The 14627-nt window shown below is 61.8% G+C and carries 15 protein-coding genes; 8 read left to right on the top strand and 7 right to left on the bottom strand.

The window, feature by feature from the left end; genetic code table 11:
- Positions 1–48 precede the first annotated feature (48 nt).
- The 3 genes from parC to C5F53_RS16420 are packed head-to-tail and all read right to left on the bottom strand — an operon-like array spanning position 49 to position 5293.
- Positions 49–2436, bottom strand: coding sequence for a DNA topoisomerase IV subunit A (gene parC / locus C5F53_RS16430; protein ID WP_105262472.1), 2388 nt, complete (start codon positions 2434–2436; stop codon positions 49–51).
- Positions 2437–2441: 5 nt separating this feature from the next.
- Positions 2442–3278, bottom strand: a complete 837-nt coding sequence (locus C5F53_RS16425) for a lytic transglycosylase domain-containing protein (protein ID WP_105262471.1) — start codon at positions 3276–3278, stop codon at positions 2442–2444.
- Between the two features lie 44 nt (positions 3279–3322).
- Positions 3323–5293, bottom strand: a complete 1971-nt coding sequence (locus C5F53_RS16420) for a DNA topoisomerase IV subunit B (protein ID WP_105262470.1) — start codon at positions 5291–5293, stop codon at positions 3323–3325.
- Positions 5294–5421: 128 nt separating this feature from the next.
- On the opposite strand from C5F53_RS16420, the gene C5F53_RS16415 reads away from it, so the two are divergent.
- The 7 genes from C5F53_RS16415 to C5F53_RS20365 are packed head-to-tail and all read left to right on the top strand — an operon-like array spanning position 5422 to position 10551.
- Positions 5422–6636, top strand: a complete 1215-nt coding sequence (locus C5F53_RS16415; RefSeq protein ID WP_105262469.1) for an MFS transporter — start codon at positions 5422–5424, stop codon at positions 6634–6636.
- 1 nt (position 6637) lies between these two features.
- Positions 6638–6763, top strand: coding sequence for a hypothetical protein (locus C5F53_RS20635; protein WP_255413718.1), 126 nt, complete (start codon positions 6638–6640; stop codon positions 6761–6763).
- Positions 6764–6785: 22 nt separating this feature from the next.
- Positions 6786–7598: an SDR family oxidoreductase gene (locus C5F53_RS16410; RefSeq protein WP_105262519.1), complete on the top strand. Its 813-nt coding sequence runs from the start codon at positions 6786–6788 to the stop codon at positions 7596–7598.
- On the top strand, positions 7595–8173 hold the full coding sequence (locus C5F53_RS16405) for a bifunctional 2-polyprenyl-6-hydroxyphenol methylase/3-demethylubiquinol 3-O-methyltransferase UbiG (protein WP_105262468.1): 579 nt from the start codon (positions 7595–7597) through the stop codon (positions 8171–8173). Before C5F53_RS16410 ends, C5F53_RS16405 begins: the two co-directional genes overlap by 4 nt.
- A gap of 34 nt (positions 8174–8207) precedes the next feature.
- Positions 8208–9104, top strand: a complete 897-nt coding sequence (dapA, locus tag C5F53_RS16400; RefSeq protein ID WP_105262467.1) for a 4-hydroxy-tetrahydrodipicolinate synthase — start codon at positions 8208–8210, stop codon at positions 9102–9104.
- Positions 9105–9128: 24 nt separating this feature from the next.
- Positions 9129–10226, top strand: a complete 1098-nt coding sequence (bamC, locus tag C5F53_RS16395; RefSeq protein ID WP_105262466.1) for an outer membrane protein assembly factor BamC — start codon at positions 9129–9131, stop codon at positions 10224–10226.
- 4 nt (positions 10227–10230) lie between these two features.
- Positions 10231–10551 carry a hypothetical protein gene (locus C5F53_RS20365; RefSeq protein WP_201740876.1) on the top strand — a complete coding sequence of 107 codons (321 nt, stop codon included), beginning with the start codon at positions 10231–10233 and terminating at the stop codon, positions 10549–10551.
- 105 nt (positions 10552–10656) lie between these two features.
- On the opposite strand, the gene C5F53_RS16385 is transcribed toward C5F53_RS20365, so the two are convergent.
- Both C5F53_RS16385 and C5F53_RS16380 read right to left on the bottom strand, forming a co-directional pair.
- Positions 10657–11154, bottom strand: a complete 498-nt coding sequence (locus tag C5F53_RS16385; protein WP_105262464.1) for a hypothetical protein — start codon at positions 11152–11154, stop codon at positions 10657–10659.
- Positions 11147–12277 (bottom strand): cupin domain-containing protein, encoded by a 1131-nt coding sequence (locus C5F53_RS16380; RefSeq protein ID WP_105262463.1) that lies wholly within the window; start codon positions 12275–12277, stop codon positions 11147–11149. The genes C5F53_RS16385 and C5F53_RS16380 overlap by 8 nt, the downstream gene beginning before the upstream one ends.
- 14 nt (positions 12278–12291) lie before the next feature.
- Between C5F53_RS16380 and C5F53_RS16375 the strand changes: the two genes are divergently transcribed.
- Positions 12292–12825 (top strand): peptidylprolyl isomerase, encoded by a 534-nt coding sequence (locus C5F53_RS16375; protein WP_105262462.1) that lies wholly within the window; start codon positions 12292–12294, stop codon positions 12823–12825.
- Positions 12826–12945: 120 nt separating this feature from the next.
- Here the strand turns inward: C5F53_RS16375 and dut are convergent, their stop codons facing one another.
- Entirely contained in the window at positions 12946–13392 is a 447-nt protein-coding gene (gene dut / locus C5F53_RS16370; protein ID WP_105262461.1) for a dUTP diphosphatase, read from the bottom strand.
- 9 nt (positions 13393–13401) lie between these two features.
- Complete coding sequence (gene coaBC / locus C5F53_RS16365; RefSeq protein ID WP_105262460.1) at positions 13402–14619, bottom strand: bifunctional phosphopantothenoylcysteine decarboxylase/phosphopantothenate--cysteine ligase CoaBC; 1218 nt, start codon at positions 14617–14619, stop codon at positions 13402–13404.
- Positions 14620–14627 lie beyond the last annotated feature (8 nt).

Here is a 14627-nt window from a genome sequence, read left to right as displayed (position 1 = left end):
AATATGCGCGAATAGCTCCTAAATCAGGAGCATTCGCGCAACTTCATTTCACTCCACCCGCGTTATGCCGGAGGGCTTGAAGCCCAGGTCTGCCGCCTTGCCCTTGCGACCGCGCGCGGCGCGCGCATTGTTCAGGCTGCGGATTTCCAGGGTCTCGTCGCGCTCCTTGCCACCACGACCAATGCCGGCGATGCGGATGCTGCGCGTGTAGGCCGCAGCGCCAGCCAGGGTGTCCTTGGCTTCCAGGTCGATCAGCATCAGGCCGCGGCCGCCCTTCTCCATGGTCTTGAGCTCGGTGATCTCGAACGTGAGGATGCGGCCCAGCGTGGATGCGCAGGCCACATGGGTGGCAGGCGCCACCACGGCGGCAGCGGTACCGGCCACGGTGACCTTGCCTTGTGCACCAGCCACTAGCGATGGCGCGCACAGGGTTTCGCCCTCGCCCACGCCCACAAAGGCCTTGCCGGCCTTCTGGCGCGAAATCATGTTGTCCACGCTGGCAATGAAACCGTAGCCACCCGAGCTGGACAGCAGCAGCGTGGCTGCGGCTGGGCCGGCAAAGTAATGCAGGATTTGCGTGCCACTTTCCAGTTCGATCAGCGTGGTGACCGGCTGGCCATCGCCGCGGCCGCCCGGCAGCAGCGACACGGCCACCGAATAGATGCGTCCGTTGGAGCCGAACACCAAGAGCGTGTCCACACTGCGGCATTCAAACGTGCCGTACAGGCCATCCCCCGCCTTGAAGGCGAAGGTGGACGCCTCGTGGCCATGGCCGGTGCGGGCACGCACCCAGCCTTTTTCAGAGATCACCACGGTCACGGGTTCGTCCACCACCTTGATCTCAAGTACAGCCTTTTTCTCGGTCTGGATGAGCGTGCGGCGCGCGTCGGCAAAGGTTTTGGCGTCGGCTTCGATCTCCTTGATCATCAGCCGGCGCAGTGCAGCGGGGCTGCCCAAAATTTCTTCCAGCTTGCCCTGCTCGGTGCGCAGCTCAGACAGCTCCTGCTCGATCTTGATGGCTTCCAGCCGCGCGAGTTGGCGCAGGCGGATTTCGAGAATGTCTTCGGCCTGCCGGTCGGAGAGTTTGAAGCGTTCGATCAGCGCCGCCTTGGGCTCGTCCGACTGGCGGATGATGGCAATGACTTCGTCGATGTTCAGCAGAACAGTCTGACGGCCTTCCAGAATATGGATGCGGTCCAGCACCTTGTTTAGGCGGTGGCGGCTGCGCTTCTCGATGGTGGTCTGGCGGAAGCTGATCCACTCCGTCAGCATCTGGCGCAGCGACTTCTGCGTGGGCCGTCCATCCAGCCCCACCATGGTCAGGTTGATGGGTGACGAGGTTTCCAGGCTGGTGTGCGCCAACAGCGCGGTGATCAACTCTTGTTGTTCGATACGGCTGGTCTTGGGCTCGAACACCAGGCGCACCATCGCGTCCTTGTTCGATTCGTCACGCACCACGTCCAGCACGCTCAGAATGCTGGCCTTGAGCTGCGTTTGCTCTTGGCTCAGCGCCTTCTTGCCGGCCTTGACCTTGGGGTTGGTCAGCTCTTCGATTTCTTCCAGCACACGCTGGCTGCTGACACCGGGCGGCAGCTCCGTCACCACAAGTTGCCACTGGCCGCGCGCCAGGTCTTCAATCTTCCAGCGTGCACGCACCTTGAGCGAACCACGGCCGGTGCGGTAGGCATCGGCAATGTCTTGCGCCGGGCTGATGATCTGTCCGCCACCGGGAAAGTCGGGACCGGGGATCAGCGTGTACAGCTCGGCGTCCGCCAGCGCGGGCGTTTTGATTAAGGCGACGCAGGCGTCGGCAATTTCACGCAGGTTGTGGCTGGGGATTTCGGTGGCCAGGCCCACGGCAATGCCGCTGGCGCCGTTGAGCAAACTGAATGGCAGGCGCGCCGGCAGTTGGCAGGGTTCTTCCGTCGATCCGTCGTAGTTGGGCTGGAAGTCCACCGTGCCCTGGTCGATTTCTTCGAGCAACAGCGTGGTGATCTTAGCCAGGCGCGCTTCGGTGTAACGCATGGCCGCGGCGCCGTCGCCATCACGGCTGCCGAAGTTGCCTTGGCCATCCACCAACGGATAGCGCTGAGAGAAATCTTGCGCCATGCGCACCAGCGCGTCATAGGCGGACTGGTCGCCGTGCGGGTGAAAGCGGCCCAGCACATCGCCGACCACGCGTGCGCTTTTGACCGGCTTGGCACCGGCGTTGCCATTGGCCCCGCCAAAGCCCAGGCCCATGCGCGACATGCTGTACAGAATGCGGCGCTGCACGGGCTTCAAACCATCGCACACATCGGGGAGTGCGCGGCCCTTGACGACGGAGAGCGCGTATTCGAGGTAGGCGCGCTGGGCGTAGGTGGCCAGGTTCAGTTCGCTGTCATCGCCGGGAGCGGCGGGTTCGGGGATCAAATCAAGCGTGGTTTGGTCAGTCATGTTTCTTAATCAACAGCAATCGGGGTATCCGGCACCGGCAGGCCCTGCAGGGGCGCCACCATGTTGCCGCGGCCAGCACCACCACCCAGGGCCACGCCCTGTGCAGCGCCCGGCGCTTTCAAAATATAGGGGTCACGGGCGCCGGCCAGCACGTAGCCTTCGCCATAGGTGGCTCTCACCCGGCCACCGGGCGTCTTGTTCACCTGGGCCACGGGCACGGGTTTGAGCGCGGCATACAACTCACTCACCGTGGCCACGTAGTTTTGGGTTTCCTTGAAATTGGGCACTTTGTTGCCTGCGCGCTGCACCGCGCCCTCGCCCGCGTTGTACGAGGCCAGCGCCAGGTCCAGCTTGCCAGGGAACATATCGATGAGCAGGCGCAGGTAACGCGTGCCCAGGTTGATATTGGTTTTGGGGTCAGCCAGCTTGGCCTCGACGGACAGCCAGCGGTCGCTGTCCACGCCAAAACGGCGTGCGGTATCGGGCATCACCTGCATGAGGCCGATGGCACCTTTGGGCGACACGGCGGCGGTGTCAAACCCTGATTCGGCGGCCACCAGGGCCTGCAAAAGTTCGTAGTCCACCCGGTAGCGTGCGGCGGCGTCCTTGAGCAGGGGCTGGATCTTGCGATAGCGCGGCGAGGACTCGAAAAACTGGGCCAGCTTGGGATTCACGCCGGGCGCTGCGGGTGCCGCAGGCGCGGCGACCCCTGGGACGGCAGGCTGCGCCGGTGCACGGTAAAACAAGGTGTAGCGCGCGTCCACCTGCTGGTCAGAAAAGTAGCTCCGGCCCTGCTCGTCTACCCACACCCAAACGTCCGCCTGGGCATGAAATGAGGCCATAGCCCCCATCAACAGTGCGCAAGCAGCTATTTTTTTCATAGCAATCAGACGTCGATCTCCACCGAATCGCCATGCAGCTCCATCAGCTCGCGTCGGGCCGCGGCCTCGCCCTTACCCATGAGCTTGGTGATCAGCGCCTCGGTCGCGCCAAAGTCGATGGCACCCAGCGCCACCGGCAGCAGGCGGCGGGTGTCCGGGTTCAGCGTGGTGTCCCACAGCTGCTCGGCATTCATCTCGCCCAGCCCTTTAAAGCGGCTGATGGACCAGGCGCCTTCGCGCACGCCTTCCTTGCGCAGCTTGTCGAGGATGGCGGTGAGTTCGCCTTCGTCCAGCGCATAAGCCTTGGAAGCGGGCTTTTTGCCACGTGCGGGCGCGTCCACCCGAAACAACGGGGGGCGGGCTACAAACACGTGGCCGGTTTCGATCAGCTTGGGGAAGTGGCGAAAGAACAGCGTGAGCAGCAGCACCTGGATATGGGAGCCATCCACATCCGCGTCCGACAGGATGCAGACCTTGCCATAACGCAGGCCGGACAGGTCCGGCGTGTCGTTGGGTCCGTGGGGGTCCACACCAATGGCGACGGAGATGTCGTGGATTTCGTTGTTGGCAAACAGGCGGTCGCGGTCCACCTCCCAGGTGTTGAGCACCTTGCCGCGCAGCGGCAGGATGGCCTGGTTTTCTTTGTCGCGGCCCATCTTGGCGCTGCCGCCGGCCGAGTCGCCCTCGACCAGGAACACCTCGTTGTAGGCAATGTCGCGGCTTTCGCAGTCGGTCAGTTTGCCGGGCAGCACCGCCACGCCGGAGCTCTTGCGTTTCTCCACCTTCTGACCGGCCTTTTGCCGGGTCTGCGCGGCCTTGATGGCCAGTTCGGCCAGCTTTTTGCCGTAGTCCACATGCTGGTTAAGCCACAGCTCCAGCGTCGGGCGCACAAAGCTGCTCACCAGGCGCACGGCATCGCGCGAATTCAGGCGCTCCTTGATCTGGCCCTGGAACTGCGGGTCCAGCACCTTGGCTGAAAGGACGTAATTGGCGCGGGCAAACACGTCTTCGGGCATCAGCTTCACGCCCTTGGGAAGCAGGCTGTGCAGCTCAATAAAACTCTTCACCGCGGTGAACAGGCCGTCGCGCAATCCGCTCTCATGCGTGCCGCCGGCGCTGGTGGGGATCAAATTCACATAACTCTCGCGCACAGGCTGACCTTCTTCGGTAAAGGCCACACACCAGCTGGCGCCCTCGCCTTCGGCAAAGTTGTCGCTCTGGCTGTCGGCAAACCCTTCGCCGTCGAACAGCGGAATGACAGGGTCGCCATTCAGGGTTTGCATCAAATAGTCTTTGAGGCCACCCTTGTAGAGCCAGTTCTGGCTTTCCTTGGTCTTCTCATTCACCAGCGTCACGCTCACGCCAGGCATCAGCACGGCCTTGCTGCGCAGCAGATGCGTCAGCTCACCCATGGGCAACACGGCGGACTCGAAATACTTGGGGTCGGGCCAGACGCGCACGGTGGTGCCCTGCTTGCGGTCGCCCTCGCCTGCCTTGCGGATCTCCAGTGCCTCGGTCACATCACCGCCCTCAAACACCAGGCGAGCCACCGAGCCTTCGCGGTAACTGGTGGCCTCCAGGCGCTTGCCCAGCGCGTTGGTCACTGACACACCCACGCCGTGCAGACCACCCGAGAAGCTGTAGGCGCCGCCCTTGCCCTTGTCGAACTTGCCACCCGCGTGCAGGCGGGTGAACACCAGCTCGATCACCGGGGCGTTTTCTTCAGGGTGCATGCCAAACGGGATGCCACGGCCATCGTCTTCGATGCCCACCGAGCCATCGGCATGCAGGGTGACCTTGATCTTTTTGCCGTGCCCGGCCAGCGCCTCGTCGGCGGCGTTGTCCAGCACTTCCTGGATGATGTGCAGGGGGTTGTCGGTGCGGGTGTACATGCCCGGACGCTGCTTGACGGGCTCCAGGCCCTTGAGCACGCGGATCGACGATTCGGAATATTCGGGGGGTGGTTTCACTGCCATAGTGGGCGAATTGTAGTGTGGCTCCGGGGAAATAACTGTATGCATATACAGAAACCCAAAGACCGGGAGCCGCCGAGTTTGTCACAGCCGCTGCAGCGGGGGCCTGGCAAACGGGCTACATTTCAGCGATGACTTCGCCCCACAAACCGCTTTCCATCGTCCAGATCCTGGCCTGCGGCGCCACCATCGTCACCCTGTCCATGGGCATCCGCCACGGGTTTGGCCTGTGGCTGCAGCCGATTACCCAAGCCCAGGGTTGGACACGTGAGACCTTTGCCTTCGCCATCGCCATCCAGAACCTGGTCTGGGGCCTGTCCGGCATTTTTGCCGGCATGGTGGCAGACCGTTTTGGCGCCTTTCGTGTGGTGGTGGGCGGCGCGGTGTTGTACGCGCTGGGCCTGGTCGGCATGGCCTACGCCAACACGCCGCTGCTGTTTTCTCTATCTAGCGGCGTGCTGATTGGCATGGCGCAGGCGGGTACCACCTATGCGGTGATTTATGGCGTGATCGGGCGCAATGTGTCGCTGGACAAACGCTCTTGGGCCATGGGCGTGGCGGCGGCGGCTGGGTCGTTTGGACAGTTTTTGATGGTGCCGACCGAGGGCTTTTTGATCAGCAACCTGGGCTGGCAGCAGGCGCTGGTGGTGCTGGGCGCCGCCGCGCTGCTGATGATTCCGCTGGCGTGGGGCCTGCGCGAACCTGGTTTTGGTGGTGCCACAGCGCCCCAGCGCGAGCAGTCGATTGGGCAGGCGCTGCGTGAGGCTTTCAAGTACCCCAGCTTCCAGCTACTGATGGCGGGTTACTTTGTATGCGGCTTCCAGGTGGTTTTCATCGGCGTACACATGCCCAGCTACCTCAAAGACAAGGGCCTTTCACCGCAGGTGGCCAGTTACGCGCTGGCGCTGATTGGCCTGTTTAACGTGTTTGGCACCTATGCCGCGGGTGTGCTGGGCCAGAAGATGGCCAAGAAAAACATCCTCGCCTTCATTTACCTGGCGCGGGCAGTGGCCATCAGCGTGTTTTTGGTGGTGCCTTTGTCGCCCGCCAGCGTCTACGTGTTTTCGTCTGTCATGGGCCTGTTGTGGCTGTCCACCATTCCGCCTACCAATGCCACGGTGGCGCAGATTTTCGGTGTGGCCCACCTGTCCATGCTGGGCGGTTTTGTGTTCTTCAGCCACCAGATTGGTTCTTTCATGGGCGTCTGGCTGGGGGGTTATCTGTATGACAAGACCGGCAGCTACGACATCGTCTGGTACATCGCCATTGCACTGGGCGTACTGGCTGCACTGGTGAACCTGCCGGTGCGTGAAGCGCCTATTCAGCGCACCGCGCTGGCACACTGACGTGACCACCCGCCACCGACTGGTCCTCTGGGGCACCGTAGCCGCGGCGCTGCTGGGCGTGTTTTACCTCTACACCCAACCCGATTTTTTGGTGCAACTGGCCAACCAGGTTTGGGCCTGTTTTTGATGGACACCGCATGACCGATAGCCTGAACACCACCATCATCACCGGCGCGTCGGACGGAATTGGCGCCGAAATGGCACGCCAGCTGGCCCGCCAACACGGGGGCAAAACAGCTTTGGTACTGGCGGCGCGCAATGCAGACTTGCTGCACGTCGTGGCCCAGCAGTGCACGGCGCTGGGTGCTCAGGTGCTGGTGGTGCCCACCGATGTGTCGGTGGAAGCCCAGTGCCGCGCTCTGGTGGAGCAGACGGTGCAGCGTTTTGGCCGGGTGGATGCACTGATCAACAACGCAGGCATCTCGGCGCAAGCCCTGTTCAGCGACGTGAAAGCCGAAGACCTGGGCTGGTACGAACAGCTCATGCGTATCAACCTGTGGGGCAGCGTCTGGTGCACCCACGCCGCCCTGCCCCACCTCAAGGCCAGCCGCGGCCATATCGTGGCCGTGTCCTCGCTGGCCGGTTTGGTGGGTGTGCCGGGGCGCACCGCCTACAGCGCGTCCAAATTCGCCATGGCAGGTTTCTTTGAAGCCCTGCGAACAGAATTACGCGGCGCTGGCGTGAGCGTGACCACGGCCTACCCTGGTGTCGTACTCACCAATATCCGCAGCCGCGGGCTGAATGCTGCGGGCCATGCGGCCGGTTCCAGCGGCTTGAAAGAAGACAACGCGATGACCGTGGAAGCATGTGCACGGCTGATTCTGGACGGCATGGCCCGCCGCGAGCGCGAGGTGGTGATGACCTCCAAAGGCAAGCTGGGCCGCTTCCTCAAGCTGCTGCTGCCCGGCGTGGTGGAAAAGATGGCACTTGCAGCGCTCAAAGACCACGTCAAACCGCAATGAGCGCCGGCCTCACAGCCCACGGCAGTGGTGCAGCCTCTGCCTGGGTACAGCGCTGGAGCCACCTCCTGCCCCCGGACGCCAGCGTATTGGACGTAGCCTGCGGCGCGGGCCGGCACTTGGCGTGGTTTGCCAATCGCGGCCACGCGGTGACAGGCATAGACCGGGACACAACGCTGGCCACACAGCAGGTGCCTGCAGCCTCGCTGTTCACGGCCGACATCGAAAACGGGCTCTGGCCCCTGATGCAGAACGCAAAACCCCGGCAGTTTGGTGCCGTGGTGGTGACCAATTACCTGTGGCGCCCCTTGTTCCCCACGCTGCTGGACAGCGTGGCCCCAGGTGGATTGCTCCTGTACGAGACCTTTGCTGCCGGCAACGAAACCGTGGGGCGGCCCAGCCGGCCTGACTTTTTGCTGCAACCTGGCGAACTGCTGACGGTGTGCACCGGCTGGCATGTAGTGGCGTTTGAACAGGGGTACCTGGAGAACCCAGCCCGCTTCGTCCAGCGCATTGCCGCTTTGCGTAGCTTTACCCACCCCGACTCTGGGGGTGTGCCGACCCGACACACACTCTAGTTAAAATGCCTGTTTACCGAACCCACCATACAACATGAACGCTTCCAAAGGTCCAATCAGGGGCAGCATCGTAGCCCTCATCACTCCGATGCTCGACGACGGCTCCGTGGACTACCCCGCGCTGCGCAAACTGATTGACTGGCACATTGCCGAAGGCACCGATTGCATCGGTGTGGTGGGCACCACCGGCGAGTCCCCCACGGTCAGTGTGGATGAGCATTGCGAAATCATCCGCGTGTCGGTGGAACAGGCCGCAGGCCGTGTACCTATCATGGCCGGCTGCGGTGGCAACTCCACCCGCGAAGCGATTGCCTTGGCCAAGTTTGCCAAGGGTGTGGGCGCCGATTGCCAGTTGCAGGTTGTGCCCTATTACAACAAGCCCACGCAAGAAGGCCAGTTCCTGCATTTCAAGGCGATTGCCGAAGCCGCTGGCGATCTGCCCATCGTGCTGTACAACGTGCCTGGCCGCTCCGTGGCCGATATGGCCCATGACACGGTGCTGCGCCTGGCTGAAGTGCCTGGCATCATCGGCATCAAGGAAGCCACCGGCAACATCGAACGCGCGCAGTGGCTGATCAAGGAAGCGCCCAAGGGCTTCTCCATCTACTCGGGCGATGACCCCACCGCCGTGGCCCTGATGTTGTGCGGTGGCCATGGCAATGTGAGCGTGACCGCCAACGTGGCGCCCCGCCTGATGCATGAGCTGTGCGTGGCCGCGATGGCGGGTAATGTGGCCCGCGCCATGGAGATTCAGCTGCAACTGCTGCCCCTGCACAAGGCCTTGTTTGTCGAATCCAACCCCATCCCCGTGAAGTGGGCTGTGGCCCGCATGGGCCACAGCAAACAGGCTCTGCGCCTGCCGCTGACACCATTGACTGCAGCCAGCCAGCCCGTGCTCGAACGCGCGCTGAAGACCTGCGGTTTGATCTGAGCTTTTACGCTACTGGAACCCTCTGTGAATTTCACCTCCAAAGCTGTCTTGATTGGCATCACCCTGGCCCTGGGTGCATGCGGTACCCTGGAAACGGACAAGGTGGACTACCGGTCCACCGGCAAAGCACCTTCGCTGGACATCCCGCCAGACCTGACGCAGCTCTCTAAAGACACACGCTACACCGTGGTGGATGGTGCGATTTCCGCATCTGGCTACCAGGCCAACCAGGTCGCCAACAGCAAAGTGCAGTTAGCCACGCTGGCTGTCGGTGATGTGCGCATTGAGCGTGCGGGCAACCAGCGCTGGTTGGTGGTCAATCGCCCCGCCGATAAACTGTGGGAGCCTGTAAAAGACTTCTGGCAAGAGAACGGCTTTTTGCTGGCGATGGACCAGAGCAATTTGGGCATCATGGAAACCGATTGGGCCGAGAACCGCGCCAAGATTCCACAAGATGCGATCCGCGCAGCCTTGGGCAAGTTGCTGGACTCGCTGTACTCCACCGGTGAGCGCGACAAGTTCCGCACCCGCTTGGAGCGCGATGCCAATGGCAACACCGAAATTTTCATCAGCCACCGTGGCGTGATTGAGGTCTACACCAATTCTGGTGCCGCGAACACGGGCGAAAAACAGACCATGTGGCAACCCCGCCCTGCCGACCCTGAGCTGGAAGCAGAGTTCCTGCGCCGTCTGATGGTCAAACTCGGGGTTTCGCAAGAGCAATCCAAAGCCCTGGTGGCCAACAGCGCGCCCAAACCCACGGCAGCCGTAACCACCGTGAATGGCCAGCCCGCTGTGAAGCTGGAAGAGGGTTTTGACCGCGCATGGCGCCGCGTGGGCCTGGCACTGGACCGCACCGGCTTCACCGTGGAAGACCGTGACCGCAAACAAGGCATTTACTTTGTGCGCTACGTGAGCACCACGTCCGAAAACTCTGAGCCAGGCTTCTTCAGCAAAATGTTCAGTGGCTCGGGCAAGGGCAATGAACCCACCAAATACCAGATCGCAGTGCGCAGCACGGGCGAGCTGTCCAACGTACTGGTACTGGACACCAATGGCCAACCCGAAACCTCGGCGATTGCGCAACGCATCGTCAAGGTGCTGGCGGACGACATCAAGTAAACGGTTGATTTCCGGTACCGCACACGCGGTACAGACGAAAAAAAACCACCTCGCGGTGGTTTTTTTTCGTCTGCAAGCAGATTACTGCTTGGCTGGCTCGGAAGCAGCAGCTGCGGGGGCAGCAGCAGGAGCTTCAGCAGCAGGAGCAGCGGCTGGTGCGGGAGCAGCAGCAGGAGCTTCAACAGCGGGAGCAGCAGCAGGAGCTTCTTCTTTTTTACCGCAAGCAGCCAGGGCAGCAGCAGCGATCAAAGCTGCCAAAACGAGAGATTTGTTCATTTTTAAGTTCAAAAGTGAGTTAACGAAACAATTTCCGGAAATTGCCTAGGTGGCAAGCCACCCAGCACTGGCAAAAGCATTCGATCTCTTTCCCCAGAGCTCAAAATTATACAAGACCCAAAACAGTGCGTACGGGTAAACCCTCTGAAAGTGTTTAGAGGCCCAAAATTGTGCTCGGAAACCCCGGCGAACTCTGGCGTCGGCACTCTTCCAGCTCCTCTTTTAATAACACGCGGCGCTGTGGCTCATACCCTGTAACACCCGTGCTGCGCTCCAGATCCAGGCGTCGCATCACCCAGTGCGGACTCCACAATGCACAGGGAAATTCCGAGGCATCCACCTGCTTGCACACACGGCACTCCACCAAGTGGTCCCAAGTATTGCGCCATTGCACGAAGCGTGCGTGGTGCCGCTGCACCTCGTCAAAACGGTGGGCCAGCAACACCAGGCGACGCCCACTGCGGGACCAGGCCTGCAGCGACTCGACCACCGCTTTCTCACGCAGAGGCCAATCGAGAAAATTGGCGTCGCTCCACACCATCTGCGACCACCCCTCCTGTGCCGCACAGGCCAATGCATCACGCACCAACTGAGCAAATGCGGTGAGCCCTTCGAATTTGCCCTCTGGCAAGGGCGGGTGCGACTCAGTCATCGGGATGCAACCAGCCCACGGCGCACCAGTCTTCCATCAGTGCACGTGCACCTGCGCTCAAGCGCTTGACCTGAACGGCACTCAGGCCGCGGGCATTCGCCAAGACCTGCATGAGCTGGGCATCTTTGCCGCCCGCGTTGAAACTTTCACCATTGATAAACACATGGTCCGCGTCGTACAGCATGCGGGTCTTGCGGTCCAATCGCACTGCACCGTGCACCTCGGGCTCGCCACCATCAAACCAGACATTGGCTTTGGGCTCGCTCAGGTACTCCCCCACCGCCCGGGCAATCGCTTTGGGGTCTTTCAATGCATCCTGCAAAGCAGTATGGGCAAAATCCACCAGCGCTAGGGGCATTGCGGCGCTGAGGTCCACGGCATCCTGCTTGGGGTCGCGGTACAGGCCAGGGCCCAGTTCATCCACCGCCTGCTCGGCCAGCCGCTGCAAGATCTCTTGCGCCAACTCAGCACGGTCCGGTGAACGAAATCCAATCGAATAGGTCATGCACTCGCCATCGGCAATGCCGTCGTGTGCGTACTTGGGCGGCAAATACAGCATGTCGCCCGGCTCCAAAACAAACTCTTCTTCGGGTTCAAAATTGGCCAAGATTTTGAGCGGCATGTCGGGCTGCAAGCTCAAGTCCTTCTGGCGGCCAATGCGCCAGCGCCGACGACCATGGGCCTGCAGCAAAAACACGTCATAGCTGTCAAAGTGTGGGCCCACACCACCACCGTCGGTGGCATAACTGATCATCACATCGTCTAGACGGGCGTCGGGCACAAAACGGAACTGGTTCATCAGGGCATGGAGGCGTTCGTCGTGCAAGTCCACGCCCTGCACCAGCAGGGTCCAGCCAGCTTGCTTAAAAGGCGGCAAGGCCTTGCGTGCAAACGGGCCGTGTTTGAAACGCCAACCCGCGGCACCCTTGGCAGACGCCTGCACCACCAGCCGCGATTCCACTTCCTCCTGCGCCGCCAGGTCCAGCAACTCAGCCCGGTCCAGCAGCGGTGCAAAGCCCGGAATCGCCTGCCGGATCACCAGTGGTTTTTTCTGCCAGTGGCGTTGCATAAAGGTTTTTGGCGAGAGTCCGCCCAGCAGCTGCAGAGGTTCTTGGATGTTCATGGGACAATTCTCCTATGGAAATCACACCACAATGCGTTGTTGCCCTGACCTGGACGCTGAAAGATACCTTGGGCGAGGAACTGGACGTTTTGGACGATCCCGTGGAATTTTTATTGGGTGGCAACGACCTCTTGCCCCCGATTGAAGCAGCCCTGCAAGGCCACGTGGCGGGCGCCAAGTTGGACCTGCAGATTGAACCCGAACAGGCGTTTGGCGACTTCAACGACCAACTGCTGTTTCTGGAGCCGCGTGCGCTGTTTCCGGCAGAGCTACAAGAAGGCCTGACCATGGAGGGCCACGCGCTACCCGAAGGCTGCAACCCCAACGCACCCAAAGACGCGCTATACACCATCACCGACATCTACCCCGAACACGTGGTGCTGGACGGCAACCACCCGCTGGCCGGCATTGCCATTCGCATCAGCCTGAAAGTGGAGTCGGTGCGTGAAGCGACCGAAGAAGAAATTGGCCGCGGCACCGCGGGTACCGGCTTTTTCCGCATCCAGCCGGTGCACGCCTCTTCCCCTGGCAACGACACGCTGCACTAATCACCACATACGCTCGCCGTGCCTTGCTCAGGAACCCCGCGGAACCGGCTTTGCCGGGCCGCTGGGGTTGTCCCCCTCCGGGGGAGAGGGGGCTATACGCAGTGAGCCGCAACAGGGGGATTAACTTTTCCCGGTCGAGCCGTAGCCGCCTTCGCCACGCTGTGAAGCGGGAAACTCCGGCACCACATTGAACTGCGCCTGCACCACCGGCACGATCATGAGCTGCGCAATGCGCTCCATGGGCTGGATGGTGAATTCCACGGCGCTGCGGTTCCAGGCGCTGACCATCAGTTGGCCCTGGTAATCGCTGTCAATCAAACCCACCAGATTACCCAGCACGATGCCATGTTTGTGGCCCAAGCCGGAACGCGGCAGGATCAGCGCCGCATAGGCCGGATCTTCAAGATAGATGGCCATGCCGGTGGGCACCAGCTGCCAGGCATTGGGCGCCAGAGTCAGTGGCGCATCCAGGCAGGCGCGTAAATCCAGGCCCGCACTGCCCGGCGTGGCATAGCTGGGCAGGTTGTCATTCAGGCGGCTGTCGAGGATTTTGACGTCAATTTTCATGGTCGGGGTTCAGTGGGTGGCACGTTGGCGCTTGGCAATCTCGGCAACCAGTTGCCGGGCCAACGCGAGTTTGGAGTTACGGGGAAGTTCTTGCGCGCCTTGGGCGTCGATCAGCAGCAGCGCGTTGTCATCTTGCCCAAAGGTGGCGGGGCCGATGTTACCGACCAGCAGCGGCACGTCCTTGCGTGCACGTTTGGCCGTGGCGTGGGCCAGCAGGTCGTGGCTCTCGGCCGCAAAGCCTACGCAGAACAGCGCACCGCTGGTGGCCCGCGGCGAATGGGCGATCTCCGCCAGGATGTCCGGGTTTTCGACAAAACCCAGCACGGGCGTGTTGCCAGAGCCGTCTTTCTTGATTTTCTGGTCCGAGGCCTGCGCCGGGCGCCAGTCGGCCACCGCCGCGGTTGCTATAAAAATAGTAGCTGCTTGCGCATATTCCACGCTGGCTAGATGCATATTTTGTGCAGATTTCACATCCACACGCTGCACACCACGCGGCGTGAGCAAAGACACGGGACCGGCTATCAGAGTGACGTCGGCGCCCGCCTCGCGCGCTGCACGCGCAATGGCAAACCCCATCTTGCCGCTGGAGAGGTTGGTGATGCCGCGCACCGGATCAATCGCTTCAAACGTGGGACCCGCGGTGACCAGCACCTTCTGGCCCGCCAGTACCTTGGGTTGAAAGAAGGCAATCACATCTTCCAGCAACTCTTGCGGCTCCAGCATGCGCCCGTCACCGGTTTCGCCACAGGCCTGAAACCCGGACCCCACGCCCAACAAGCTAGCACCGTCGGCCTGCAGTTGCGCCAGGTTGCGCTGCGTTGCGGGGTGGGCCCACATCTCGCGGTTCATGGCAGGGGCCACCAGTAGCGGCACGGAGTCAATAGGACGCGCCAAGCACATCAGGCTTAGCAAATCATCGGCACGGCCGTGCAGCAGTTTGGCCATGAAGTCCGCGCTGCACGGTGCAATCAAAATCGCATCCGCCTCGCGGCTCAGGTTGATGTGGGGCATGTTGTTGCGCTCGCGTGCATCCCACTGCGAGTCGTACACCGGGCGGTTGCTCAACGCCTGCATGGTCACAGGCGTGATGAACTGCGCAGCCGCATCGGTCATCACCACCTGCACGGTGGCGCCTTGCTTGATCAATGCGCGGCACAACTCGGCCGCCTTGTAACAAGCGATGCCGCCGGTAAGCCCCAGAACAATGTGTTTGCCAGATAAATCCATGGAGTGCC

Source organism: Rhodoferax sp. TS-BS-61-7 (assembly GCF_002943465.1).
In the GTDB taxonomy this organism is placed as follows: domain Bacteria; phylum Pseudomonadota; class Gammaproteobacteria; order Burkholderiales; family Burkholderiaceae_C; genus Allorhodoferax.
The sequence above is the reverse complement of the archived record's forward strand: the minus strand, read 5'-3'. Positions and strand labels throughout refer to the sequence as shown.